A 21,627-nucleotide genomic window follows, 5' to 3' on the forward strand; every position below is an offset into this window, starting at 1 on the left:
TTAATCTCGACAGCCATGAGGACCCGTCTGGCCCTGATGCTCGCTGCGCTCGTCCTGCCCGGTCTGGGAGTGGTCAGGGCGGTCGCCGATGAGCCCACAGCGACCGACGTCGACACGTTCGTCACGTCGTTCGACGGCACCCGGCTCCAGGTGCACCTGATGCGCACGAGCGTCCGCGCCGCCGACGGCACCGCGCCCGTCATCGCGATCGCTCACGGCTTCGGGGAGGCGGGCCCGTCCGACCCGGACGGTGCCCGGCTCGCCGGTGCGCCCACGATCCGCCCGGTGCTCGACGCCGGCTACGACGTCCTGACCTGGGACGCGCGCGGCCACGGCGGGTCCGAGGGCAATGCGATGTTCGACAGCCCTGACTACGAGGTCAAGGACGTCCAGGCGATCCTCGACTGGCTCGCCGCGCAACCGGGCGTCCAGCTCGACGCGCCCGGTGACCCGCGGATCGGCATGGTCGGGGCGTCGTACGGCGGGATCGTCCAGTTCCTCGTCGCCGCCCTCGACGACCGGGTCGACGTGATCGCGCCGGGCTACACCTCCCACGACCTGGCCCGCGACAGCCTCAGCACCAACGGCAAGTTCAAGGAGGGTTGGGGCCTCGGCCTCGCCGGCATGGGTGGCGTCGGGCTGATCCCGGCCGGGCTCGCGAGCCCGCTCGGCCCGCAGCTCCACCTCATCGACCCCCCGGCGATCACCGGCTTGCTCGCGTCGGTGGTGCGGGGCACGACCACCCCGGCGTTCACGACCTACCTCGACCACCGGAGCCCGGCGCGCTACCTGCGTCGGATCACCGTGCCGACCCTGATCCAGGGCGGTACGTCGGACACCCTCTTCCCGCTCGACAGCCTGGTCCGCGACTACTCCACCCTCAAGGCGCGCGGGGTGCCGGTGAAGCTCGTCTGGAACTGCGAGGGTCACTCGCTGTGCCCGGGCTCGGACGGACCGCTCGAGGACCACTTCAACGACGTCGTGATCCGGTGGATGGACCGCTGGCTCAAGGCCGACGCCTCGGTCGACACCGGCCCGCAGTTCGAGTGGCTCGCGGACAACGAGGACACCTACCGCTCCGCGGTCGCCTACCCGCCGGCATCGGACGGTGCGCTCCGTGGCGCGGGAAGCGGTCAGCTCCCGCTCCTCGCGACGGGTCCGCTGTCCAGCGTCGGCTTCATCTTCATCGGCGCCCAACCTGCCGCCGCCCTGGTCGTCGAGGTGCCGATCGCGGCCCCGAGCGGCCCCGCCGACGTCGTGGGCTTCCCTCGGCTCCAGCTCTCCTACCGGGGTCGGGCGGTGCCCGGTAAGTCGTGGGTCTATGCGCAGGTGCTCGACGCGCGCACGCACCGTGTCGTCGGGGTCCAGGTCACCCCGGTGCCCGTCGTCCTCGACGGCAGGCCGCACCGGGTGAGCATCAACCTCAACGCCATCGCCACCCGTGCCGACGCGACCTCGGACTACCGGCTCCAGATCATCGCCGGATCGATGATCTTCGGGCTCCAGCGCAGCACCGGCGTGGTGACGTTCGACGACGTCCGGATCTCGCTGCCGGTCATCGACCCTGCTCGAGCGCGCTGAGGGCGACCCAGGCCTCGGCGCGCGTGCCGGCCTCGGCAAGGTCGCGACCGAGCAGCGCCTCGATGTGGGCGACCCGGTTGCGCACGGTGTTGCGGTGCACGCCCAGCGCCGCGGCGACGGCGCCGATCGATCCGTGGTGGGCGACGTAGGCGCTCAGGGTCTCGATCAGCGTCGTGTCGTCGGCGAGGGGTGCCAGCCACTCACGGGAGTACGGCGTCGCTGCCGCCCCCAGCAGCGCGACCACCCCTGAGTCGTGCAGCTCGTCCCAGGCGCGGGCAGGTGCCGCGGCGCTGGTCCGGGCCAGGGCCTGCACCGCGGTCTCGTGGCTGCGAGCCGCCTCGTCCAGCCGGGTGGCGGTGCCGATGCCGACGGTCGCTCCCGCCTCGGTGAGTCGGGTCGCGACGGCGGTTGCCCGGCGCGCAGCGCAGATCGCGACGGTCAGGTCGTCGTCGCGGGCAGCGATGACGCCGAGGTCGTCGAGGATCTCGAGGGCGTCCTCGACCCGGCCGGTCCGCACGCAGAGCACGCGCACCGGCGCCGGAGGGAGAGCGGTGCCGACGGCGTCGAGGAGGAGGGTGGCGACCTCGGCGTCACCGTCCAGGAGCAGGCCGACCGCGCGGGCACGGACCACGCGGTCGTGGGTGCGTCGCTCGCGGCGGCCCTCGTCGGCGAGGGTGAGGAGCGCGACCGCCGTACTGATCGCGCTGCGGTGCGGGTCGGGCAACGGGTGATCGGTCGTGACGGCCAGCCACGCGGTCGGTCGGGCCGCGAGACCGAGCGGGTGGACCACGGTCGTGCCGCCGGCGCGGGCAAGGGCCGTGTCGGCGCCGGCGGCGTCGACCACCTCGACCCGGCCGCCCACCAGCCGGGCGAGCTGCCGGAGCACGTCGGCGTCCTGACCGCGCAGCGCGGCCCGGGTCAGCAGGCGCTGCGCCTCGAGCGCCTGCCGGGTCGCGTGCTCGGCCTCCTCGTCGAGGAGTGCTGCGACGGCGCGCGAGATCGTGACGAAAGCCGTCGGGCGCGGGACGGTGAAGAGGGTGAGCCCATGCTTCGCGCAGGCCTTCGCAAGGGGCCGCGGGACGGAGGCGTGGGTCAGCCCGATGCCGAGGCCGAGCGCAGCCACGTCGGCAGCGACCAGGCGGGCGACGTAGGCGTCCCACTCGCGGCCCCAGCCCGTGGTGTCGAGGCCGGTCGTGAGCAGGACCTCGTTGCCCTGGAGGAACGGCGTCGGGTCGGCCAGCTCGCTCGTCGCGACCCAGGCGACCGGCCGGTCCCCGTCGGCGAGGTGGACCGGCTGCAGCGCGAGGGCGCGCTCGGCGAGCACGCGGGCGACCGTCAGCACCGTGTCAGTGTCGCACAAGGAATGGTCCGCGATTGTGCACAACGGACATCGCTGGTGGGTGCCGCTGCTCCTACCGTGGGAGGCATGACCGCAACGCCCACCACCATCCCGTCCACCGGTGGCCCCTCGCTCCCGCAGGAGCGACGCCTCGTCACCGAGATCCCCGGCCCGCGCTCGAGGGAGCTGGCGGCCCGCAAGGACGCGGCGGTCACCCATGCGGTCGGCACGATGTTGCCGGCGTACGTCGTTGCCGCGGGAGGCGGTGTGCTCGTCGACGTCGACGGCAACTCGCTCATCGACCTCGGCTCCGGGATCGCCGTGACCACCGTCGGCAACAGCAACCCGCGCGTGGCGGCAGCGGTGGCTGCACAGGCCGCTGCCTTCACGCACACCTGCTTCATGATCACGCCCTATGACGGCTACGTGGAGGTCGCCGAGGCGCTCAACCGGCTGACGCCCGGCGACTTCGACAAGCGCACCGCGCTCTTCAACTCCGGTGCCGAGGCCGTCGAGAACGCGGTGAAGATCGCGCGCGTGGCGACCGGCAAGCAGGCGGTGGTCGCGTTCGACCACGGCTACCACGGTCGCACCAACCTCACGATGGCGCTGACCGCGAAGAACATGCCCTACAAGCACGGCTTCGGGCCGTTCGCGCCCGAGGTCTACCGCGCCCCGATGTCCTACCCGTTCCGCGACGCGGGCGTCGACGGACCGGCGGCCGCCCGCCGGGCGATCGACGTCATCGAGAAGCAGGTCGGTGCGGCCAACCTCGCAGCCGTCGTCATCGAGCCGATCCAGGGCGAGGGCGGCTTCGTCGTACCTGCTCCGGGCTTCCTTGCAGCTCTGGTCGAGTGGTGCCGGGCCAACGACGTAGTGTTCATCGCCGACGAGGTGCAGACCGGCTTCGCCCGCACCGGCGACCTCTTCGCGTGCGACCACGAGGGTGTCGTGCCCGACCTCATCGTGACGGCCAAGGGCATCGCGGGCGGCCTGCCGCTCGCCGCGGTCACCGGCCGCGCCGAGCTCATGGACGCCCCGCACGTGGGTGGCCTGGGCGGCACCTACGGCGGCAACCCGATCGCCTGCGCCGCTGCGCTCGCGGTCATCGAGACGATCGAGGCCGACGGGCTCGTGGGGCGGGCGCGCGAGATCGGTGACCTCGTCGTCGATCGACTCACCGCGCTGCAGGCCGCCGACCCGCGGATCGGTGAGGTGCGGGGCCGCGGCGCGATGATCGCCGTCGAGCTGGTGAAGCCCGGCACCACCGAGCCTGCTGCGGCGCTCGCCGCTCAGGTGGCCGCCGCTGCGCACGCGCAGGGCGTCGTCGTCCTGACCTGCGGCACGTGGGGCAACGTGCTGCGCCTGCTGCCGCCGCTGTCGATCAGCGACGCGCTCCTCGGCGAGGGCCTCGACGTGCTCGCCGACGCCCTGGCGGCCGCGAAGTGACCGCCACCTTCGACGTCCTCGACCCTGCGACCCGCGCCGTCCTCGCGCAGGTCCCCGACCAGACGGCAGCCGACGCGCGGGCCGCCGTCGATGCGGCCGCCGCCGCCTTCCCGGCGTGGGCCGCGACGGCGCCGCGGGTCCGGGCGGAGGTCCTGCGCAAGGCCTACGAGTTGATGGTCGCCGACACGGACCGGCTGGCCGCCCTGATCTCCGCGGAGAACGGCAAGTCCCAGGCCGACGCGCGCGCGGAGGTCGCCTACGCCGCCGAGTTCTTCCGCTGGTTCTCCGAGGAGGCCGTGCGGAGCGAGGGCGACTACAGCACCGCCCCCGCGTCCGGCGCCACGACGATCGTGACCCACCAGCCGGTCGGCGTCGCCGCACTCGCGACCCCGTGGAACTTCCCGGCCGCGATGGCGACCCGCAAGATCGCGCCCGCGCTCGCCGCTGGGTGCACCGTGGTCCTCAAGCCGGCGGCGGAGACCCCGCTCACGGCGCTGGCCGTCGCGGAGATCCTCACCGCGGCCGGGGTCCCCGACGGCGTCGTCAACCTGGTCACCACGACCGACGCGGCCGGAGTCGTCACGGCCTGGCTCGAGGACGACCGGGTCCGCAAGATCTCCTTCACCGGCTCGACGCCGGTCGGCCGGACGCTGATGCGCCAGGCGGCCGATCGCGTCGTCAACGCGAGCATGGAGCTCGGCGGCAACGCCCCCTTCATCGTGACCGCCGACGCCGACCTCGATGCCGCCGTGGCGGGCGCGATGATCGCGAAGTTCCGCAACGGCGGGCAGGCCTGCACCGCGGCCAACCGCTTCTACGTCCACGAGGACGTGGCCGAGGAGTTCGTCGCGCGCTTCGGCAAGGCCGTCGAGGCGCTGCGCGTCGGCCCGGCCACCGACGCCGACAACGAGATCGGTCCGCTCATCCACGAGCGAGCCGCTGCCGGCGTACGACTCAAGATCGAGGAGGCCGTGGCCGCCGGTGCGCGGATCGCCCACCAGGGCACCGCCCCCGACGACGCCCACTACGTCGCCCCCACCGTGCTCGTCGACGTCGCCCCCGACGCCGCGATCCTCCAGGACGAGATCTTCGGACCCGTCGCGCCGATCGTGACGTGGCGCGACGAGGCGGACATGGTCCGGATGGCCAACGACACCGACTACGGCCTCGCGGCCTATCTCTTCGCCGGCCGCCTCCAAGACGCCCTCCGCCTCGCCGACCGCATCGAGGCCGGCATGGTCGGCATCAACCGCGGCCTCGTCTCCGACCCGTCCGCCCCCTTCGGCGGCGTCAAGCAGAGCGGCACCGGCCGCGAAGGCGCCCGCGAAGGCCTCCGCGAGTACCAGGAGACCCGCTACTACTCCGTGGAGCTCATCTAGCCGCGAAGTGTCGCTCTTGCACCGCCGAAGTGTCGGGGTTGCGCTGACGAAGTGTCGGAGTTGGCGGGCCGAGGTGTGACACCTCGACCGCTCAAGCTCGACACTTCGTGCGCTCAAGCCCGACACTTCGCGGGCTAGCGCGCGAGCTCGAGTACGGCGAGGGGCAGGTCGGCGACGACGTGGAGCCCTGCTCGGGCGGGTGATGCCCAGGCGGCGGGGACGTCGACGTCGGTGACGAGGTCACCGCAGAGGTGGCGGCCGCTGTTGCTGGCGACGATGCGGCCCTGCTCGTTGACGACCGCGAGCGGTCGGCCGGCGGTGCGTAGGGCGGGGAGCAGGAGGGTCTCGGCGGTCTGCACGCCGATGTCGGCGCCGGCGACGCCGGCGAACTTCCCGTCGATCAGCACCGGTGCCGTGTAGGTCATGTTGTAGTCGTCGGTGCAGAGGTAGTCGATGTAGGGCCCGGTGACGTGGCGGTGGCCGGTGTCGCGGGGGACGACGTACCAGGTCAGGAACTCGTAGTCGAAGAAGCCGACGCCGTCGGGATCGGTCTGGCAGACCATCCGGTGCGACTTGCCGTCTTCGCCCTGCGTGAACCACTCGAGCCACCACGGCTCGTCGGCGAGGTAGCCGACGGCGGCGACGTAGCCCGCCCCGCGCACCGGGTGGTCGCGGGTGCCGACGAAGCCGGCGCACAGCTCGCCGACTCCGGTCAGGGTCGCTCGACTCGGGGCTTCGCCCGCGGTGAACCGCTCCTGCACGAGCGCGGAGATCTGGTCGACCACCTCGAAGGCGGCCGCGGCCATGTCGGCGACGGCGTCGAGGACGCCGGCGACCTCGGGGGCGAGGGCTGCGGTCTGGGGCATCACGGCTCCTGGGCGAGGTGGTAGTCGATCAGGCGGGCGGTCGCGTCGGCCACCCGTTGCTCAGCAGTACGACGTGCGAGGTCGGTGTCGCGCGCCTCGATCGCCGCGACGAGGGCATCACAGCTGGTCACCATCTGCTCGTGGCTGTCGTCGTCGCCGAAGGCGAGCCACAGCAGGGTGCCGAACTCGGCCTGCATCGCGACCTCCTCGTGGTAGAGCCGCGCGGACTGCGCGGCGACCGCCACCTGGATGTGGAACTGCGCGTCGGCGCGACGACGCGCGTCGGGCTTCTGCGCGTCGGCGAGCTGGGACGCGGCGCGGCGCAGCTGGCGGACGTCCTCGGTGTCGTTGCGGCGGGCGGCGAGGGCGGCGGCCGAGCCGGCGATCGCCGCGTAGAGGTCACCGAGGTCGCGCAGCTCGAGCAGGCTCACCTCGGCTAGCCGACGTTTCGCGAGGACCGCCGGTCCGTCGACCGGCTCGCGCACGAAGCTGCCGCCGCCGCGGCCGCGCCGGGTCTCGATGAGCCCCTCCTGGCGCAGCACGGACAGCGACTCCCGGATCGTCACGGTCGAGACCCCGAACTGCTGGGCGAGGTCGGCCTCGCCGGGCAGCTGCTCGCCGTCGGGGAGCAGTCCGAGGGCGATCGCGTCGGTCAGCCGGCGGGCCACGCGGGCTGATCGGCTGGTGCTTTCCAGCGGCGCGAACACGGCCGCTGTCGCGCGCCCGTAGAACTGGATCGCCACCGCTGCAGGCCTCCTCGACCGGGTCCCGAGAGCGCCCGTCGGGCGCAGATCACGAATTGTGCACCAACCCTTGTGCTTTGAAAACTGATCTCATAGGTTTTCGTGCCATGAGTGATCCGGGCCACGTCCGCAACGTCATCGGGGGCAAGCCGTGCGACGCGGCCAGCGGCGCCCGCACCGAGCTGATCGAGCCGGTCCGCGGCACCGTCTTCGCGACCGCGCCGGCCTCGAGCGCCGCCGACGTCGACAACGCTTACGCCGCCGCTGACGACGCCCGTGCGGAGTGGGGCCGCGCGACGCCGTCCCAGCGGCAGCAGGCCATCCTCAAGCTCGCCGAGCTGGTCGCCGAGCATGCCGACGACCTGGTCGAGGCCGAGGTGGCCAACACCGGCAAGATCCGTTCGCTGACGAGGAGCGAGGAGCTCGACGTCGCCGTCGACCAGCTCCGGTTCTTCGCGGGTGCTGCGCGGATGTTCGAGGGTCGTGCGGCGGGCGAATACATGGCCGGCTTCACCTCGTTCGTACGGCGTGAGCCGATCGGTGTCGTCGGTCAGGTCACCCCGTGGAACTACCCGCTGATGATGGCCGTCTGGAAGATCGGACCGGCCCTCGCCGCAGGCAACACGATCGTCCTCAAGCCGAGCGACACCACCCCGGCGAGCACCGCGCTCCTCGGCGAGATCGCCCAAGAGGCTCTTCCGCCGGGCGTCCTCAACGTGGTCTGCGGCGACCGCGACACGGGCCGCGCGCTCGTCGAGCACCGCACGCCCGGCCTGGTGAGCATCACCGGCTCGACCCGCGCGGGCATCGAGGTCGCGCGCTCGGCGGCGGCCAACCTGACCCGCTCCCACCTCGAGCTCGGTGGAAAGGCGCCGGCGGTGATCTTCGCCGACGCCGACCTCGGCGAGGCGGCCGAGGGCATCGGGATCGGCGGGCTCTTCAACGCCGGCCAGGACTGCACCGCAGCCTGTCGGGTGCTGGTGCACGAGGACGTCCACGACGACTTCGTCGCCGCCCTGACCGGCTGGATCCGCGACAACGCCCGCCCGGGCCTGCCGGAGGACGACGACGCGCTGTTCGGGCCCCTCAACAACGCCAGCCAGCTCGCCCGCGTCCAGGGCTTCATGGCCGACCTCCCCAGCCACGCCACGATCGCGCTCGGCGGCGGCCGGCCCGCCGACCTGCCCGAGAGCGGCTTCTTCCACGACGCGACGGTCGTGACCGGCGTACGTCAGGACGACCGGATCATCCAGGAGGAGGTCTTCGGCCCGGTCATCACGGTCCAGGCCTTCTCGACCGAGGAGGAGGCGGTGGCGCTCGCCAACGGCGTGCCCTACGGGCTCGCCTCCTCGGTGTGGACCGCCGACCACGGCCGCGCGATGCGGATGAGCGCCGACCTCGACTTCGGCTGCGTGTGGGTCAACGCCCACATCCCGCTCGTCGCCGAGATGCCCCACGGAGGCTTCAAGATGTCGGGCTACGGCAAGGACCTGTCGGCGTACTCGGTGGAGGAGTACACCCGCGTCAAGCACGTCATGTCGGCGGTGGGCCGATGAACCACGCCGCTACCGAGATGAAGGAAGGCGCGCCGGCCATCGCGATCCGCGGGCTGCGCAAGGAGTTCGGCAGCGTGACCGCGGTCGACGGCGTCGACCTCGACATCGCCAACGGCGAGTTCTTCTCGATGCTCGGCCCGTCCGGCTCGGGCAAGACGACCGTGCTGCGGATGGTGGCCGGCTTCGAGTCGCCGACGGCCGGCACGATCCAGCTCGGCGGCACCGACGTCACCAAGGACCCGCCGTTCAGCCGCGACGTCAACACGGTCTTCCAGGACTACGCGCTCTTCCCGCACATGTCCGTCACCCAGAACGTCGAGTACGGCCTCCGGGTGAAGCGGGTGCCGCGTGCGGAGCGTCGCAAGCGTGCCCAGGAGGCGCTCGAGAGCGTCCAGCTGAGCCAGTACGGCGCCCGCCGCCCCGGCCAGCTCTCCGGTGGCCAGCGCCAGCGGGTCGCCCTGGCTCGCGCGCTGGTCAACCGCCCGCGGGTGCTGCTCCTCGACGAGCCGCTCGGCGCCCTCGACCTCAAGCTGCGCCGGGAGATGCAGGTGGAGCTCAAGCAGCTCCAGCGCGACCTCGGCATCACCTTCCTGTTCGTGACCCACGACCAGGAGGAGGCGCTCACCATGAGCGATCGGATCGCGGTCTTCAACAACGGCCGCATCGAGCAGGTCGCGACCCCGCGCGACCTCTACGAGCTGCCGGCCACGCCCTTCGTGGCCGGTTTCGTCGGCACGTCCAACGTGCTCGACGGCGAAGCCGCGACGGCGCTGCTGGGTGAGCCCGGCATCTTCAGCGTCCGGCCGGAGAAGATCCAGCTCCACCTCGACGACCCGCACCTCTCTGACTCAGCGACCCCGCACGCGGTCACCGCCGCCGGTGTCGTCCGCGAGGTCGTCTACCTCGGCTCTGCGACCCAGAGCATCGTCGATCTCGACCTCGGGGGCTCACTGATCGTGCTCCGACAGAACCAGCAGTCGCCCTCGGAAGGCGATGTCGCTGGTCGGGGCGCGCGAGTCCATCTCAGCTGGCTGCGCGAGCACACCGTCTCCGTGGCGCCTCAACCCGTCGGCTGACAGCCCACCTCTCCTAACAGCAAGGAACCCGTCATGACTCATCGACACCACCGGTGGCCTCGCATCGCAGCGGTGTGCGCGGCCCTGACCCTCGTGGCCGCGTGCGGCACGAGCTCCGGCGACGACAAGGACGCCAAGGACGGCGGTTTCAAGGCCCCCGACCTTCCCCAGCTCGAGAAGCTCGGTGACCCGGAGGGCGAGGTCAGCATCCTCGCGTGGCCGGGCTACGTCGAGGACGGTTCGACCGACCCGGCCGTCGACTGGGTCTCCGACTTCGAGAAGGACTCGGGCTGCGAGGTCAGCGTCAAGTACTTCGGTACTTCTGACGAGGCCGTCACCTTGATGAAGACCGGGGAGTACGACGTCGTGTCGGCCTCCGGCGACGCCTCGCTCCGCCTCATCGCGGCCGGCGACGTCGAGCCGGTCAACACCGACTTGATCCCCAACTACGCCGACCTCTACCCGTTCCTCAAGGACCGTGACTGGAACTCGGTCGACGGACAGATGTACGGCGTTCCGCACGGCTACGGCGCCAACCTGCTGATGTACCGCACCGACGTGGTCGACCCGGCTCCCACCAGCTGGGGCGCGGTCTTCGACGAGGACTCGCCGTACTCCGGCAAGGTGACCGCCTACGACTCGCCGATCTACATCGCCGACGCGGCGCTCTACCTGATGAAGCACGAGCCCGACCTGGGGATCGAGAACCCCTACTCCCTCGATGACGACCAGCTCGACGCGGCGGTCGACCTGCTCAAGAAGCAGCGCGGTCTGATCTCGGAGTACTGGGCCGACTACCTCAAGGAGGTCCAGGCCTTCACGACCGGCGACTCGGTCATCGGCACCACGTGGCAGGTCATCGCCAACGTCGCCCAGGGCGAGGACGTCCCCGTCGACGTCGTGCTGCCCGAGGAGGGTGCGACCGGTTGGTCGGACACCTGGATGGTGTCGGAGAAGTCGGAGCACAAGACGTGCGCCTACCTCTGGATGGACCACATCATCAGCCCGGAGGCCAACGCCGCCGTGTCGGAGTACTTCGGTGAGGCGCCCGCCAACCCGAAGGCGTGCGACATCGCCACCGAGGGTCACTGTGAGACCTACGACGCTGGTGACGAGGACTTCGCCGACCAGATCTGGTACTGGACCACGCCCATCGAGCAGTGCCTCGACGGTCGCGAGGACGTGAAGTGCACGGACTACGGCGACTGGACCCAGGCCTGGACCGAGATCAAGGGCTGACCTCTGCACCGATGAACCAGACGAACAACGCCTCCGAGGGCACCCTCGTGGCCCGGCTGCTCGCTGCGCTACGGCGCTTCGCAGCGGCGCTGCCGAACCGGGCCTCCGCCGTGCTGCACCGCCGCCCGCGGTTGCGGCTCAGCCTCCTCATCGGACCTCCGATGCTGTGGCTCGGCGTGGCCTACCTGGGTGCCCTCGGGGCGTTGTTCATCACCTCGCTCTGGGGGCAGGACCCCTTCACGGGGACCGTGGTCCGTGAGTGGAACCTCGACAACTTCCGGCTCCTGTGGGAGTCGGAGGTCTACCGCAAGATCACCTTCCGCACGGTCGGCATCGCCGCCGGCGTGACCGTGATCGACATCCTCATCGCCTTCCCGGTGGCGCTCTACATGGCCAAGGTCGCCTCGCCGAGGATGCGCAACATCCTCGTGATCGCGGTGCTCACGCCGCTGTGGGCGAGCTATCTGGTGAAGGCCTACGCCTGGCGGATCATGCTCAGCGAGGACGGCGTCGTCAGCGACCTCGGTGGCCTGCTCGGCATCGACACCCCGGGCTACGGGCTCGCTGCCGTCGTCATCACGCTGGCCTACCTGTGGCTCCCGTTCATGATCCTGCCGATCTACGCCGGCCTCGAGCGGCTGCCCGACTCGATGCTCGAGGCGTCGATGGACCTGGGTGCCAAGACCGGCCACACGATGCGCCGGGTGGTGCTGCCGTCGGTCTTCCCGGCCGTGATCGCCGGCTCGATCTTCACCTTCTCGCTGTCGCTCGGTGACTACATCACGGTGCGCATCGTCGGTGGCGCCAACCAGATGCTCGGCAACGTCGTCTACGACAACGTCGGCGCCGCCAACAACCTCCCCTTCGCCGCAGCCGTCGCGACCATCCCGGTCGTGATCATGCTCGTCTACCTGGCGGCTGCTCGTCGTACGGGCGCACTGGAGAACGTCTGATGACCCCGTCGGCCACCATGTCACCCGGCTTCCGCATCGTGCTGCGCACGATCACCTGCCTCGCGCTCGTCGTGATCTACGCACCGCTGATGCTCGTCGTCATCAACTCGTTCAACGCGAGCCAGACCTTCGCCTGGCCGCCGACCGACCTCACGCTCGACTGGTGGCGCAAGGCCGTCGACAGCCAGGGAGCGCGCGACGCGGTCCAGGTCAGTGTCGAGGTGGCCGCGCTCGCCACGGTCGTCGCGCTGGTGCTCGGCACCATGGCCGCGATGGCGCTGCAGCGCTACCGCTTCTTCGGCCGCGATGCCGTGTCCCTGCTGATCATCTTGCCGATCGCGCTCCCCGGCATCGTCACGGGCATCGCGCTCAACAACGCCTTCCGCACCGTCTTCGGCCTCGAGCTCGGCTTCATCACGATCGTCATCGCCCACGCGACGTTCTGCATCGTCACGGTCTTCAACAACGTCTTGGCGCGCCTCCGGCGGATGGGGATCAGCCTCGAGGAGGCCTCGGCCGACCTTGGTGCCTCGACGTTCACCACCTTCCGACTGGTGACCTTCCCGATGATGCGCTCGGCCCTGCTGGCCGGCGGCCTGCTCGCCTTCGCCCTGAGCTTCGACGAGATCATCGTGACGACCTTCACCGCCGGCGCCCGTGAGCAGACGCTCCCGATCTGGATCTTCAACAACCTCTTCCGCCCCAACCAGGCGCCGGTCGTCAACGTCGTCGCCGTGGTGCTGATCCTGCTGTCGATCATCCCGATCTGGGTCTCGCAGAAGCTCGCCGGCGCCTCCGAGGGACTCGCCGGGCGCTGATGCGATGACCGCTGAGTAGGGATGCTCACGCGCTCACCGGATCGGGATGATGAAATGGGCGGCATGGCGCTCCCCATCCCGCTTCCCGGCCCGATCAAACGTCGGGTCGTCAAGCTCCTGCTCGAGCGCACCATGAAGGACGGCATCGACCTTCGCAAGCTGCGTTTCCTCCCCGAGTCCTTCACCCTGCCGATCAAGCGCGACGGGCTCGACCCGGTGCCCGCGTTGATGAAGGCGCAGGCCGATCAGCCGGTCAAGAAGCTCGCGACCCTCTTCGGCCGCAACATCTGGCTGGTCTCCGGCTACGACGAGGCCAAGACGGTGCTCGCCGGTGACGCGGCGGTCTGGTCCAACGACCTCGGGCAGTTCGTGTCGCAGGAGGGCCGTTCGGCCGAGGAGCAGATCGGCGGCCTCGGCATGACCGACCCGCCGCTGCACACCCAGCTGCGCAAGTACCTCACCCCCGAGTTCACGATGCGCCGCCTCGCCCGCCTCCAGCCCGGCATCGAGACGATCGTCCAGGACCGCCTCGACGCGATGGACGCGATCGGACCCGAGGTCGACCTCGTCCAGGAGTTTGCCTTCGCGGTGCCCTTCGACGTCATCTGCGACCTGCTCGGCCTCCCCGTCGAGGACCGCGGCCGCTTCCTCGACCTCGGCGTCGCACGGTTCGACCTCAGCGAGGGCGGCGCCGGCGCGTTCGGTGCGCAGGCGCACACCCGCGACTTCCTGATTAACGCCGTGCGCGGGCAGCGCGAGAAGCCGGGCGACGGCCTCATCGGCGCCCTGCTCGAGGAGTACGGCGACGAGCTCGACGACATCACCCTCGGTGGCATCGCCGACGGGGTGTTCCTCGGTGGTTACGAGACCAGCGCCAGCATGCTGGCCCTCGGCACCTACCTGATCGCCACCAACCCAGAGGCCGGACGCATGCTCCGCTCCGACCCGAAGTCGATCGACAAGGTGGTGGAGGAGCTGCTGCGGCACCTGGCCGTCGTCCAGCTGGCGTTCCTGAGATTCGCCAAGACCGACGTCGAGGTCGGCGGGGTGCAGATCAAGGAGGGCGACGCGGTCGGTGTCTCCCTGCTCGCAGCCAACCGCGACCCGCGGCTCGGCCCCGACCTCGACACCTTCGACCCGACCCGCGAGCCGGTGCGCCACCTGTCCTTCGGCTGGGGCATGCACCGCTGCGTGGGTGCCGAGCTCGCCCGGATGGAGCTGCGCACGGCCCTGCGGATGTTGGCCGAGCGTTACCCCGACCTCACGATGGCCGCTGACATCAGCGCCCTCGACTTCCGCAAGCTGTCGGCGGTCTACGGCGTCGAGGCGCTCCCGGTGCTGCTCTACGGCCCGCTCGAGGAGATCGCGTAGATCTCGTTCGTCGGAACGCTCGACGCGGAGATAGAACCTGTTCCATTCTTCTCCGATGGGAACCGAGTCGACCGCCGCCCACTACGTGCCCGGAGGCGGACTCGCGTGGCGTGACCCGTGGCCGTCGTACTCCGCACTGCGTGAGCACGACCCCGTCCACCACGTCGTCCCGCGCGGGCGGCCGGACGAGGACTTCTACGTGCTGTCGCGCCACACCGACGTCGTCGCAGCGGCTGTCGACACCGAGACCTTCAGCAGCGCATCGGGCCTGACGGTCAACTACGGCGAGCTCGAGCAGATCGGCCTGGCCGACAACCCGCCGTTCGTGATGACCGATCCGCCGGTGCACACGGCGTTCCGGCGACTCGTCGCCCGCGGCTTCACGCCGCGGCAGGTCGCCGAGCTCGAGCCGGCCGTGCGGGCGTTCGTCGTCGAGCGCCTCGAGCGACTGCGCGCGGCCGGCGGCGGCGACATCGTGGCCGAGCTCTTCAAGCCGATGCCGAGCATGGTCGTCGCGCACTACCTCGGGGTGCCCGAGGAGGACCGGCCGCGCTTCGACGACTGGACCAACGCGATCGTGTCGGCCAACGCGGCCGACGGGGTGGGCGGCGCCGTCAGCGGCGCGGCCGGCGCGACGATCGAGCTGATGGGCTACTTCTCCGCACTCATCGACCAGCGGCGGGCCGAGCAGGCGGCGGGCCGGATGGGGGAGGACACCGTCTCCCACCTGGTCGCGGCTGCGGCCGAGGGAGATCAGGACGCGCGCACCGACGCGATGGCGATCCTCGGCTTCGTCTTCACCATGGTCACCGGAGGCAACGACACCACGACCGGCCTGCTGGGCGGCTCGATGGAGCTCCTCGCGACCTACCCCGAGCAGCATGAGGAGCTCGCCGAGTCGCCGGGGCTCGTGGCCGATGCCGTCGAGGAGCTGCTCCGCCTCACCTCACCGGTGCAGGGCCTGGCTCGCACCACCACCCGCGACGTCGAGATCCATGGCGAGGTCGTCCCGGCGGGCCGCCGGGTCCTGCTGCTCTACGGCGCCGCCAACCGCGACTGGCGCAAGTACGGCGCCGATGCCGAGCACCTCGACATCCGACGCCGGCCGACCCAGATCCTCACCTTCAGCCAGGGCCACCACCACTGCCTCGGCGCCGCAGCCGCCCGCCTCCAGGCGCGCATCGCGCTGGAGGAGCTGATGCGGATGATCCCGCGCTTCACGGTCGATCCCGACCAGATCGTCTGGGCGCCGGGTCCCTACGTGCGACGCCCGGTGAGCGTGCCGCTCGTCGTCAGCTGAGATCAGCGGGCGGGGCGCTCGAGCCGGTAGCGCCAGAAGACGGGGATGGCGACCGCTGCCGCGGCCGTGAGTACGACGACCAGCACCCCGCCGCCCGCAGCTGCCACCGCGGTGCCGACCATGGCAGCGGTCGCGCCGTGCGCGACGTCGGCGATGCGCGGCCCGCCCGCCACGACGACGATGAAGATGCCCTGCAGGCGGCCGCGCACCGCATCGGCGGCGGAGGCCTGCAGGATGCTGGTGCGGAAGGCGGCGGACGCCATGTCGGCTGCTCCGCCGATCACGAGCATGAGCACCGCGAGGACCAGCAGCAGCCGGGCCGCACCGCCGGCGCCATCAGCATGGTCGGCGAGCCCGATCGCCAGACCGAAGCCCACCATCGCGAGCCCCCAGACGACGATGCACCACACGACGGCCTTGCCCTGGGCGTCCACCCGCGAGACCCAGCCGGAGAAGATCCCGCCGAGCACGGCGCCGGCCGGGATGCCGGCGAAGAGCAGCGCGAAGACGATGCCGCCCTCGGACGGGCCGGCGAAGCTCTCGTGAGCGATCTGGGGGAAGAGCGCGCGGGGCATGCCGAAGACCATCGCGATGATGTCGACGAGGAAGCTCATCATCAGCACGGGGTGGCCGCGCAGGTAGCCGATGCCCTCGATGACCGACCGCAGTCCGGGTGGCCGGCCGCTCGCGCCCTCGACCGGCAGGGGTGGCAGCCGCAGGACGGCCCACATCGTCGCGAGGAGGCACAGGCTGTCGAGCAGGTAGAGCCACGAGAAGCCGAGGACGGGGATCAGCGCCCCGGCGACGAGCGGTCCGGCGATCGCGCCCGCCTGGAAGACCGTCATGTTGAGCGAGTTGGCGGCGGGCAGCAGCTCGTCGGGGAGCAGCTTGGGCAGCACCGCGCTCCGGGTCGGTTGGTTGATCGCGAAGAACGCCTGCTGCACCGAGAAGAGTCCGAGCAGCAGCCACACGTTGCTCGAGCCGAGCGCGGCCTGCAGCCAGAAGAGGGTCGACGTGCCGATCAGCCCCGACGTCGTGACGAGCAGCAGGCTGCGCCGGTCGAAGTGGTCGGCCAGCGCGCCACCCCAGAGGCCGAAGACGACCAGGGGCACGAGGCCGAAGATGCCGGTCAGGCCGACGTAGGCCGACGAGCCCGTCTCGGCGTAGATCTGTGCGGGGACCGCAACCACCGTCAGCTGGGCGCCGACGACGGTGATGATGTTGGCGGTCCAGAGCCGCCGGAAGTGTGCGACGGCCAGGGGCCGGGTGTCGGCCGTCAGGCTGCGCAACGACCGTCCACTCACCCCGCGATGCTACGGGCGGCGACCGCCGGCTAGGACGGGTGGGGCCGCAGCATGGGCACCAGGATGGTGCGCGCGACGGACCGCAGCTGAGCTTCGTCGTCGAGGTCGATCTTGTGGCTCGGGATCAGCAGGAACGACGTGCAGACCCGCACCATCACCTCAGCGACGAGGTCCGGGTCGATCGTGCTGTCGATGTTGCCGGCCTCTTGCTCACGACGGAGCTGTCCGCCCAAGAAGCGCGCGACCGTCGCCAAGGTGTTGCCGTCGTCGCCCACCACCGACGACAGGAGCATGTCGTTGTCGGCGACGAAGAGGGCGTTGATCAGGGGGTTGCTGCGCACCACGCGCAACGACGTGGCGAAGCCGAGCTCGACCCGCTCCTCGAGGGTGGTGGCGCCGGCCAGGGCACCGACGAACTCGTCGAAGAAGTTGCGGAACTCGTGCTGCACGGTCCGCTCGACCAGCAGCTCCTTGGTCGCAAACCGCCGGTAGACCGTGATCCGCGAGACGCCGGACCGCTTCGCGACGTCCTCCATCGTCGAGCGCTGCACGCCGAAGCGGCGGAACTGCTCGCTCGCGCCGACGAGGATCCGATCGGTCGTCTCGTCGACGCCGTCCGGGATCGCTGAGGTCACGGGCCGGACGTTACCCGTTGTAGGAGACGTGCGGACTCCAGGCGTCGTCGGGGCGGGACACGGCGGCCCACATCGCCTCGGCGATCGGCGGCGGCGTGAACGGCCCCTCCTTGGCGAGCACCCCGTTGATCTGTACGGCGACCGCCCGCACGCCCTCGGGCGCCAGCGTCTTGTCGAGGCTGGTCACCAGGTTGCGCACGGCGGCCTTCTGCACGCCCAGGGTGGGGGCCGACGGTGACGGGGTGTCGGCGGCCGCGCTGCCCGTGACGAGCACGCGCGCGCCTGCCGACATGTGGGGTTGGGCGGCCTGCACCGCGGGGAGGAGTCCGCCCGCGCCGAAGGCGACGTCCTCGAGCAGCTCGGCGACCGTGAGCTCGAGCAGGCTCTTCTCCCGCCACGCGCTGGGGTTGAAGTGGAGGACGTCGATGCGGCCGTGCCGCTCGCCGATCGCGCCCACGACCGAGGCGATGTCGGCCGGGTCGTTGAGGTCGACCCCGACGCCCTCGGCGCGGTGGCCCTCGGCCTCGAGCGTGGCGGCCCACGGCGCGGCGTCGTCAGCCGTGCGGCCGGCCAGTACGGCGACGTACCCCTCCTGCGCGAAGCGGCGGGCCACGCCCAGGCCGAGTCCGGGGCCTGCTCCGAGGACGACGTAGACGGGGGAGTCAGAGGAGTCGCTCATGGCGCCCACCCTAGTGAGCCCGTGGGTGACGCAGCCCACTGGTCCAACCAGTTGACCTGCGGGTGGAAGCGCAGGCACCATGGACCCATGGACATCACCCCGGTCACCCGCACTGCGGTCTCCGACGTCGTCTTCGGACAGCTCGTCGCCGAGATCCTGAGCGGTCGTCTCGCCGCCGAGGAGGCGCTGCCCGGTGAGCGCGAGCTCGCCGAGCGGTTCGGGGTCAACCGCCACGCGATCCGCGAGGCGCTCAAGCGCGTGCAGCAGTCCGGGCTGGTCCGCATCAGCCAGGGCGGCAAGACGCGGGTCCTCGACTGGCGCGCCAACGCCGGGCTCGACACGCTGTCCCAGCTGGTCTCTGCCGGCGCTCTCCCGCCGCTGCAGATCCTGCGCGACATCGCGGAGATGCGTCGCTCGGTCGCCGCCGACGCCGCGCGGCTCTGCGCCGAGCGCGCGAGCGACGAGCAGCGCGCCGCCGTACTCGCTGCTGCAGAGAGCTATCCCACCGATAGCGCGTCCATCGCCGACACGTTCGGCCCCGACATGGACTTCTGGACCGCCGTCATCGAGGGCACCGGCAACGTCGCCTACCGGCTCGGGCTCAACACGCTCGTCGCCGGCTTCACCGAGGTCGGCTGGCAGACGGTCGTCGACCTCGGTCTCGGCGAGGAGTACGTCGACCGCGACGCCCACATCGACCTCGCCCGACTCATCGTTGACCGCGATGCCGCGGGCGCCCACCGACTCGCCGAGGAGCTGCTCGGCCGCACCGTCGCGCGCATCGCCGCGGCGATCAAGGAGTGATCCCTGTGTTCGACCTGATCCTGCACGCCATCCCGGTCTTCGTGATCTGCCTCGTCCTGGAGGCTGCCTCGTTCTACTTCCTGCCCGATGACGACGAGCTCGGCTACGAGGTGCGCGACAGCCGCACCAGCCTGACGATGGGCCTGGGCAACGTCTTCATCAACATCGGCTGGAAGCTCGTCGTGCTGGCCGCGTTCGCCGCGGTCTACCTGATCGCGCCGGTGCACCTGCCGGCCGACAACCCGCTGACCTGGGTGGCGCTCTTCTTCGCCGACGACTTCGCGTACTACTGGTACCACCGCACCCACCACACGATCCGGATCTTCTGGGCCAGTCACGTGGTGCACCACTCGAGCGAGTACTACAACCTGTCGACCGCGCTGCGGCAGACCTGGACGCCCTTCACGTCGCTGCCCTACTGGCTGCCGCTGGCCTTCCTCGGCTTCTCGCCGTGGATGATCCTGCTCGCCCAGTCGTGGAGCCTGCTCTACCAGTTCTTCATCCACACCGAGCGCGTCGAGAAGCTCTGGAAGCCGATCGAGCTCGTGATGAACACGCCGTCGCACCACCGGGTCCACCACGGCTCCAACCAGCAGTACCTCGACAAGAACTACGGCGGCATCCTCATCGTCTGGGACCGGCTGTTCCGGAGCTTCGCGCCCGAAGGTGAGCGGGTCCGTTACGGCCTGACGAAGAACATCGAGACCTTCAACCCGGCCCGCGTCGCGACCCACGAGTACGCCGCGATCCTCCGCGACCTGCGCGCGGCCCGCACCTGGGGCGAGCGGTGGGGCTACGTCGCCAAGGGTCCGGGCTGGCAGCCCGCCCCGGAGGGTTCACTGGACGGGCGGCCAGCAGTATCGGTGGGTCGGTAGCCCCTTGAAGGGCTCGTCCACCGCCTCGCCGGTGACGACGGTGTCGACGACGTCGGCCACCTTCAGCACGGCACCGAGCACGCCGCGGTCGAGCTTGCTCTGCTTCTCGACCGGCTCCCGGACCGCGACCCGGTTCTCGAGCGTGGTGCGCAGCGCCTCCCGCTGGTAGGCCGCCCACCGCTCGCGGCCCTCGACGTAGTCGGCGCTGTCGCGGTAGGCGACCACGATCCGCGAGCCGCCGCGGAACCGCGGCCGCGACTGCCCGTCGGCGGCCGGCTCGGACTCCGTCGAGGTGGTCGTGACGAACTGCCCTCCGCCGAGGATGTTCATCGGCTGGTCGCAGGTCACCTGGGCGCTGTAGCAGTCCTGGGGCCGGACGCCGACGATGCCGAGGTAGGCCTCGAGCAGCTCACCGCCGGTTGCGGGCAGGTGGGGGAACGGCGACGGGACGATGATCCGGTGGTCGGGGCGCGGGTTGACGACGCGGCGTACGTCGCTCCAGTTGAGGACCGCGATGTGGACGTCGGGCGCGGGCAGGACCTGCAGGGGTCGCTGCGACTGGAGCTGGGCGTGGGCTCCGCCCCCGTGCTCGACCGGGTGGAACACCACCAGGCCGGTCACTCCGACCATCACGTAGGTCCCGCCGCTCTCCGAGTCACCCGAGGTCGCATCGACGTCGACCAGGCGGGCGACCCCGAGGCACCGCTCGGGGCCGAGGCCGGCCGCCCGCAGGTAGTCCAGACCGAGGTCCTCGTCGAGGATCGACGGCTCGCCCGGTCGGCGGGCGGCCCAGCGGTCGCGCGCGGAGAAGCCGGCGACGAACGCCGGAGGTGAGGGCGGCATCCCCGGCTGCGCCGCATGCACGACCTCCCACTCGACGACGCTCGCCTTCCGGATCCCGAAGCCGCCGGTGATGTGGTCGGGCACCCGGTAGACGCCGTAGACGAGATCGGGGCGGGCCGACAGCCCGGCCGCGCCGAGCCATCCCGCGAGATCCTTGACGTGACTCTTGGGGTTGGTCGTGATGCGGGTGCGGACGACCGGGATCCGGTGGGGTGCCAGGTACGGCGTCCGCGCCTCGTCACGCACCGCGCGCTCGGCGGCCAGCTGCTGGTCGCGATCGGCGCTGACCGGCGGTCGTGGTGGTGGCGGTGGTGGGGCCTTGCGCCCGAACGGGTTGCGCAGCGTGTCGAGGAAACCGGCCTGGGCCGACTGCCAATGGCCGAGCATCGACAGGTCCGTGAGGCCCTCGCGATCGGGGAGCGGGCCGTAGAGCCAGTCGCCGGCGGGGCCGTGCACCACGCGCCGGGCCATCTCGTCGGCGATCATCTTGTCGGCCATCGCCGCCATGTTGGCCTGTGCCTGAGCCATCGACGCCTCGTACTGCTGGCGCTGTTCGGGCGTCCAGCCGGCCATCTGCTCCTCGGTCAGCCGGCCGCCGTTGGCCATCGACTGCCGGCTGAGCTCGATGCCGCGCTTGATGTTGGCGGGACTCATCGCCTGCGCGGCGAGCTTGAGCTTGTCGAACACACCCCGAGTCTCCGGGCCCGGCGTCAGCCCCGCAAGCCGCTTAGGAGATTGAACGCTCAACCTGTCCATCGCTCTCCCGTGCGGCCCTCGACCCTTCTACGGTGGCAGGCGCGACATCGGCCTCGGACCC

The 21,627-nt window shown here is 71.0% G+C and carries 19 protein-coding genes; 12 read left to right on the forward strand and 7 right to left on the reverse strand.

Annotated features, from left to right (window positions below):
* Positions 1 to 15 precede the first annotated feature (15 nt).
* Positions 16 to 1,581 (forward strand): alpha/beta hydrolase family protein, encoded by a 1,566-nt coding sequence (locus tag F0U44_RS21010; protein WP_188113601.1) that lies wholly within the window; start codon positions 16 to 18, stop codon positions 1,579 to 1,581.
* Here the strand turns inward: F0U44_RS21010 and F0U44_RS21015 are convergent.
* Entirely contained in the window at positions 1,556 to 2,923 is a 1,368-nt protein-coding gene (locus F0U44_RS21015) for a PucR family transcriptional regulator (RefSeq protein ID WP_188113602.1), read from the reverse strand. The genes F0U44_RS21010 and F0U44_RS21015 overlap by 26 nt on opposite strands.
* A gap of 84 nt (positions 2,924 to 3,007) precedes the next feature.
* Between F0U44_RS21015 and gabT the strand changes: the two genes are divergently transcribed.
* Together gabT and F0U44_RS21025 are read left to right on the forward strand one after the other, a co-directional pair.
* The gene (gene gabT / locus F0U44_RS21020) at positions 3,008 to 4,369 is read left to right on the forward strand and encodes a 4-aminobutyrate--2-oxoglutarate transaminase (protein ID WP_149730345.1); all 1,362 of its coding nucleotides are present in this window, start codon (positions 3,008 to 3,010) and stop codon (positions 4,367 to 4,369) included.
* Positions 4,366 to 5,748 (forward strand): NAD-dependent succinate-semialdehyde dehydrogenase, encoded by a 1,383-nt coding sequence (locus F0U44_RS21025; RefSeq protein WP_149730346.1) that lies wholly within the window; start codon positions 4,366 to 4,368, stop codon positions 5,746 to 5,748. Before gabT ends, F0U44_RS21025 begins: the two co-directional genes overlap by 4 nt.
* Positions 5,749 to 5,882: 134 nt before the next feature.
* Here F0U44_RS21025 and F0U44_RS21030 read toward each other — a convergent pair whose 3' ends face one another.
* Together F0U44_RS21030 and F0U44_RS21035 are read right to left on the reverse strand one after the other, a co-directional pair.
* A complete protein-coding gene (locus F0U44_RS21030) occupies positions 5,883 to 6,614 on the reverse strand; it encodes a cache domain-containing protein (RefSeq protein WP_149730347.1) in 732 nt (243 codons plus the stop codon).
* Positions 6,614 to 7,357, reverse strand: a complete 744-nt coding sequence (locus F0U44_RS21035; RefSeq protein ID WP_223163781.1) for a FadR/GntR family transcriptional regulator — start codon at positions 7,355 to 7,357, stop codon at positions 6,614 to 6,616. Before F0U44_RS21035 ends, F0U44_RS21030 begins: the two co-directional genes overlap by 1 nt.
* Positions 7,358 to 7,464: 107 nt before the next feature.
* Between F0U44_RS21035 and F0U44_RS21040 the strand changes: the two genes are divergently transcribed.
* The 7 genes from F0U44_RS21040 to F0U44_RS21070 all read left to right on the forward strand — a co-directional run bounded on the left by F0U44_RS21040 (position 7,465) and on the right by F0U44_RS21070 (position 15,670).
* Positions 7,465 to 8,913, forward strand: coding sequence for an aminobutyraldehyde dehydrogenase (locus F0U44_RS21040; RefSeq protein ID WP_149730348.1), 1,449 nt, complete (start codon positions 7,465 to 7,467; stop codon positions 8,911 to 8,913).
* On the forward strand, positions 8,910 to 9,989 hold the full coding sequence (locus F0U44_RS21045) for an ABC transporter ATP-binding protein (RefSeq protein WP_149730349.1): 1,080 nt from the start codon (positions 8,910 to 8,912) through the stop codon (positions 9,987 to 9,989). Before F0U44_RS21040 ends, F0U44_RS21045 begins: the two co-directional genes overlap by 4 nt.
* A 33-nt stretch (positions 9,990 to 10,022) precedes the next feature.
* The gene (locus F0U44_RS21050; RefSeq protein WP_149730350.1) at positions 10,023 to 11,228 is read left to right on the forward strand and encodes an ABC transporter substrate-binding protein; all 1,206 of its coding nucleotides are present in this window, start codon (positions 10,023 to 10,025) and stop codon (positions 11,226 to 11,228) included.
* 11 nt (positions 11,229 to 11,239) lie between these two features.
* A complete protein-coding gene (locus F0U44_RS21055) occupies positions 11,240 to 12,181 on the forward strand; it encodes an ABC transporter permease (RefSeq protein ID WP_149730351.1) in 942 nt (313 codons plus the stop codon).
* Positions 12,181 to 12,999 carry an ABC transporter permease gene (locus F0U44_RS21060; protein WP_223163782.1) on the forward strand — a complete coding sequence of 273 codons (819 nt, stop codon included), beginning with the start codon at positions 12,181 to 12,183 and terminating at the stop codon, positions 12,997 to 12,999. The genes F0U44_RS21055 and F0U44_RS21060 overlap by 1 nt, the downstream gene beginning before the upstream one ends.
* Before the next feature lie 63 nt (positions 13,000 to 13,062).
* Positions 13,063 to 14,370, forward strand: coding sequence for a cytochrome P450 (locus F0U44_RS21065; RefSeq protein ID WP_188113603.1), 1,308 nt, complete (start codon positions 13,063 to 13,065; stop codon positions 14,368 to 14,370).
* Between the two features lie 55 nt (positions 14,371 to 14,425).
* Positions 14,426 to 15,670: a cytochrome P450 gene (locus tag F0U44_RS21070; protein WP_149730352.1), complete on the forward strand. Its 1,245-nt coding sequence runs from the start codon at positions 14,426 to 14,428 to the stop codon at positions 15,668 to 15,670.
* Positions 15,671 to 15,672: 2 nt separating this feature from the next.
* Here the strand turns inward: F0U44_RS21070 and F0U44_RS21075 are convergent, their stop codons facing one another.
* The 3 genes from F0U44_RS21075 to F0U44_RS21085 are packed head-to-tail and all read right to left on the reverse strand — an operon-like array spanning position 15,673 to position 18,288.
* The gene (locus F0U44_RS21075) at positions 15,673 to 16,974 is read right to left on the reverse strand and encodes an MFS transporter (RefSeq protein WP_223163783.1); all 1,302 of its coding nucleotides are present in this window, start codon (positions 16,972 to 16,974) and stop codon (positions 15,673 to 15,675) included.
* 29 nt (positions 16,975 to 17,003) lie between these two features.
* Positions 17,004 to 17,609 (reverse strand): TetR/AcrR family transcriptional regulator, encoded by a 606-nt coding sequence (locus F0U44_RS21080; protein ID WP_149730353.1) that lies wholly within the window; start codon positions 17,607 to 17,609, stop codon positions 17,004 to 17,006.
* Between the two features lie 10 nt (positions 17,610 to 17,619).
* A complete protein-coding gene (locus F0U44_RS21085; protein ID WP_149730354.1) occupies positions 17,620 to 18,288 on the reverse strand; it encodes an SDR family oxidoreductase in 669 nt (222 codons plus the stop codon).
* 87 nt (positions 18,289 to 18,375) lie between these two features.
* Here F0U44_RS21085 and F0U44_RS21090 point away from each other — a divergent pair, with 87 nt between their 5' ends.
* Positions 18,376 to 19,092, forward strand: a complete 717-nt coding sequence (locus tag F0U44_RS21090) for a FadR/GntR family transcriptional regulator (RefSeq protein WP_149730355.1) — start codon at positions 18,376 to 18,378, stop codon at positions 19,090 to 19,092.
* Between the two features lie 5 nt (positions 19,093 to 19,097).
* On the forward strand, positions 19,098 to 19,967 hold the full coding sequence (locus tag F0U44_RS21095; protein WP_149730356.1) for a sterol desaturase family protein: 870 nt from the start codon (positions 19,098 to 19,100) through the stop codon (positions 19,965 to 19,967).
* On the opposite strand, the gene F0U44_RS21100 is transcribed toward F0U44_RS21095, so the two are convergent.
* Positions 19,929 to 21,497 carry a hypothetical protein gene (locus F0U44_RS21100; protein WP_149730357.1) on the reverse strand — a complete coding sequence of 523 codons (1,569 nt, stop codon included), beginning with the start codon at positions 21,495 to 21,497 and terminating at the stop codon, positions 19,929 to 19,931. The two genes, F0U44_RS21095 and F0U44_RS21100, sit on opposite strands and share 39 nt — an antisense overlap.
* Positions 21,498 to 21,627 lie beyond the last annotated feature (130 nt).

The sequence above is a fragment of the Nocardioides humilatus genome, from assembly GCF_008373755.1.
Classification (GTDB): domain Bacteria; phylum Actinomycetota; class Actinomycetes; order Propionibacteriales; family Nocardioidaceae; genus Nocardioides; species Nocardioides humilatus.

Coding starts and splice junctions, on each gene's coding strand:
- F0U44_RS21090 (WP_149730355.1), top strand. CDS start 18,376: ATGGACATCACCCCGGTCACCCGCACTGCGGTCTCCGACGTCGTCTTC.
- F0U44_RS21040 (WP_149730348.1), top strand. CDS start 7,465: ATGAGTGATCCGGGCCACGTCCGCAACGTCATCGGGGGCAAGCCGTGC.
- gabT (WP_149730345.1), top strand. CDS start 3,008: ATGACCGCAACGCCCACCACCATCCCGTCCACCGGTGGCCCCTCGCTC.
- F0U44_RS21065 (WP_188113603.1), top strand. CDS start 13,063: ATGGCGCTCCCCATCCCGCTTCCCGGCCCGATCAAACGTCGGGTCGTC.
- F0U44_RS21030 (WP_149730347.1), bottom strand. CDS start 6,614: ATGCCCCAGACCGCAGCCCTCGCCCCCGAGGTCGCCGGCGTCCTCGAC.
- F0U44_RS21045 (WP_149730349.1), top strand. CDS start 8,910: ATGAACCACGCCGCTACCGAGATGAAGGAAGGCGCGCCGGCCATCGCG.
- F0U44_RS21070 (WP_149730352.1), top strand. CDS start 14,426: ATGGGAACCGAGTCGACCGCCGCCCACTACGTGCCCGGAGGCGGACTC.
- F0U44_RS21010 (WP_188113601.1), top strand. CDS start 16: ATGAGGACCCGTCTGGCCCTGATGCTCGCTGCGCTCGTCCTGCCCGGT.
- F0U44_RS21050 (WP_149730350.1), top strand. CDS start 10,023: ATGACTCATCGACACCACCGGTGGCCTCGCATCGCAGCGGTGTGCGCG.
- F0U44_RS21055 (WP_149730351.1), top strand. CDS start 11,240: ATGAACCAGACGAACAACGCCTCCGAGGGCACCCTCGTGGCCCGGCTG.
- F0U44_RS21085 (WP_149730354.1), bottom strand. CDS start 18,288: ATGAGCGACTCCTCTGACTCCCCCGTCTACGTCGTCCTCGGAGCAGGC.
- F0U44_RS21060 (WP_223163782.1), top strand. CDS start 12,181: ATGACCCCGTCGGCCACCATGTCACCCGGCTTCCGCATCGTGCTGCGC.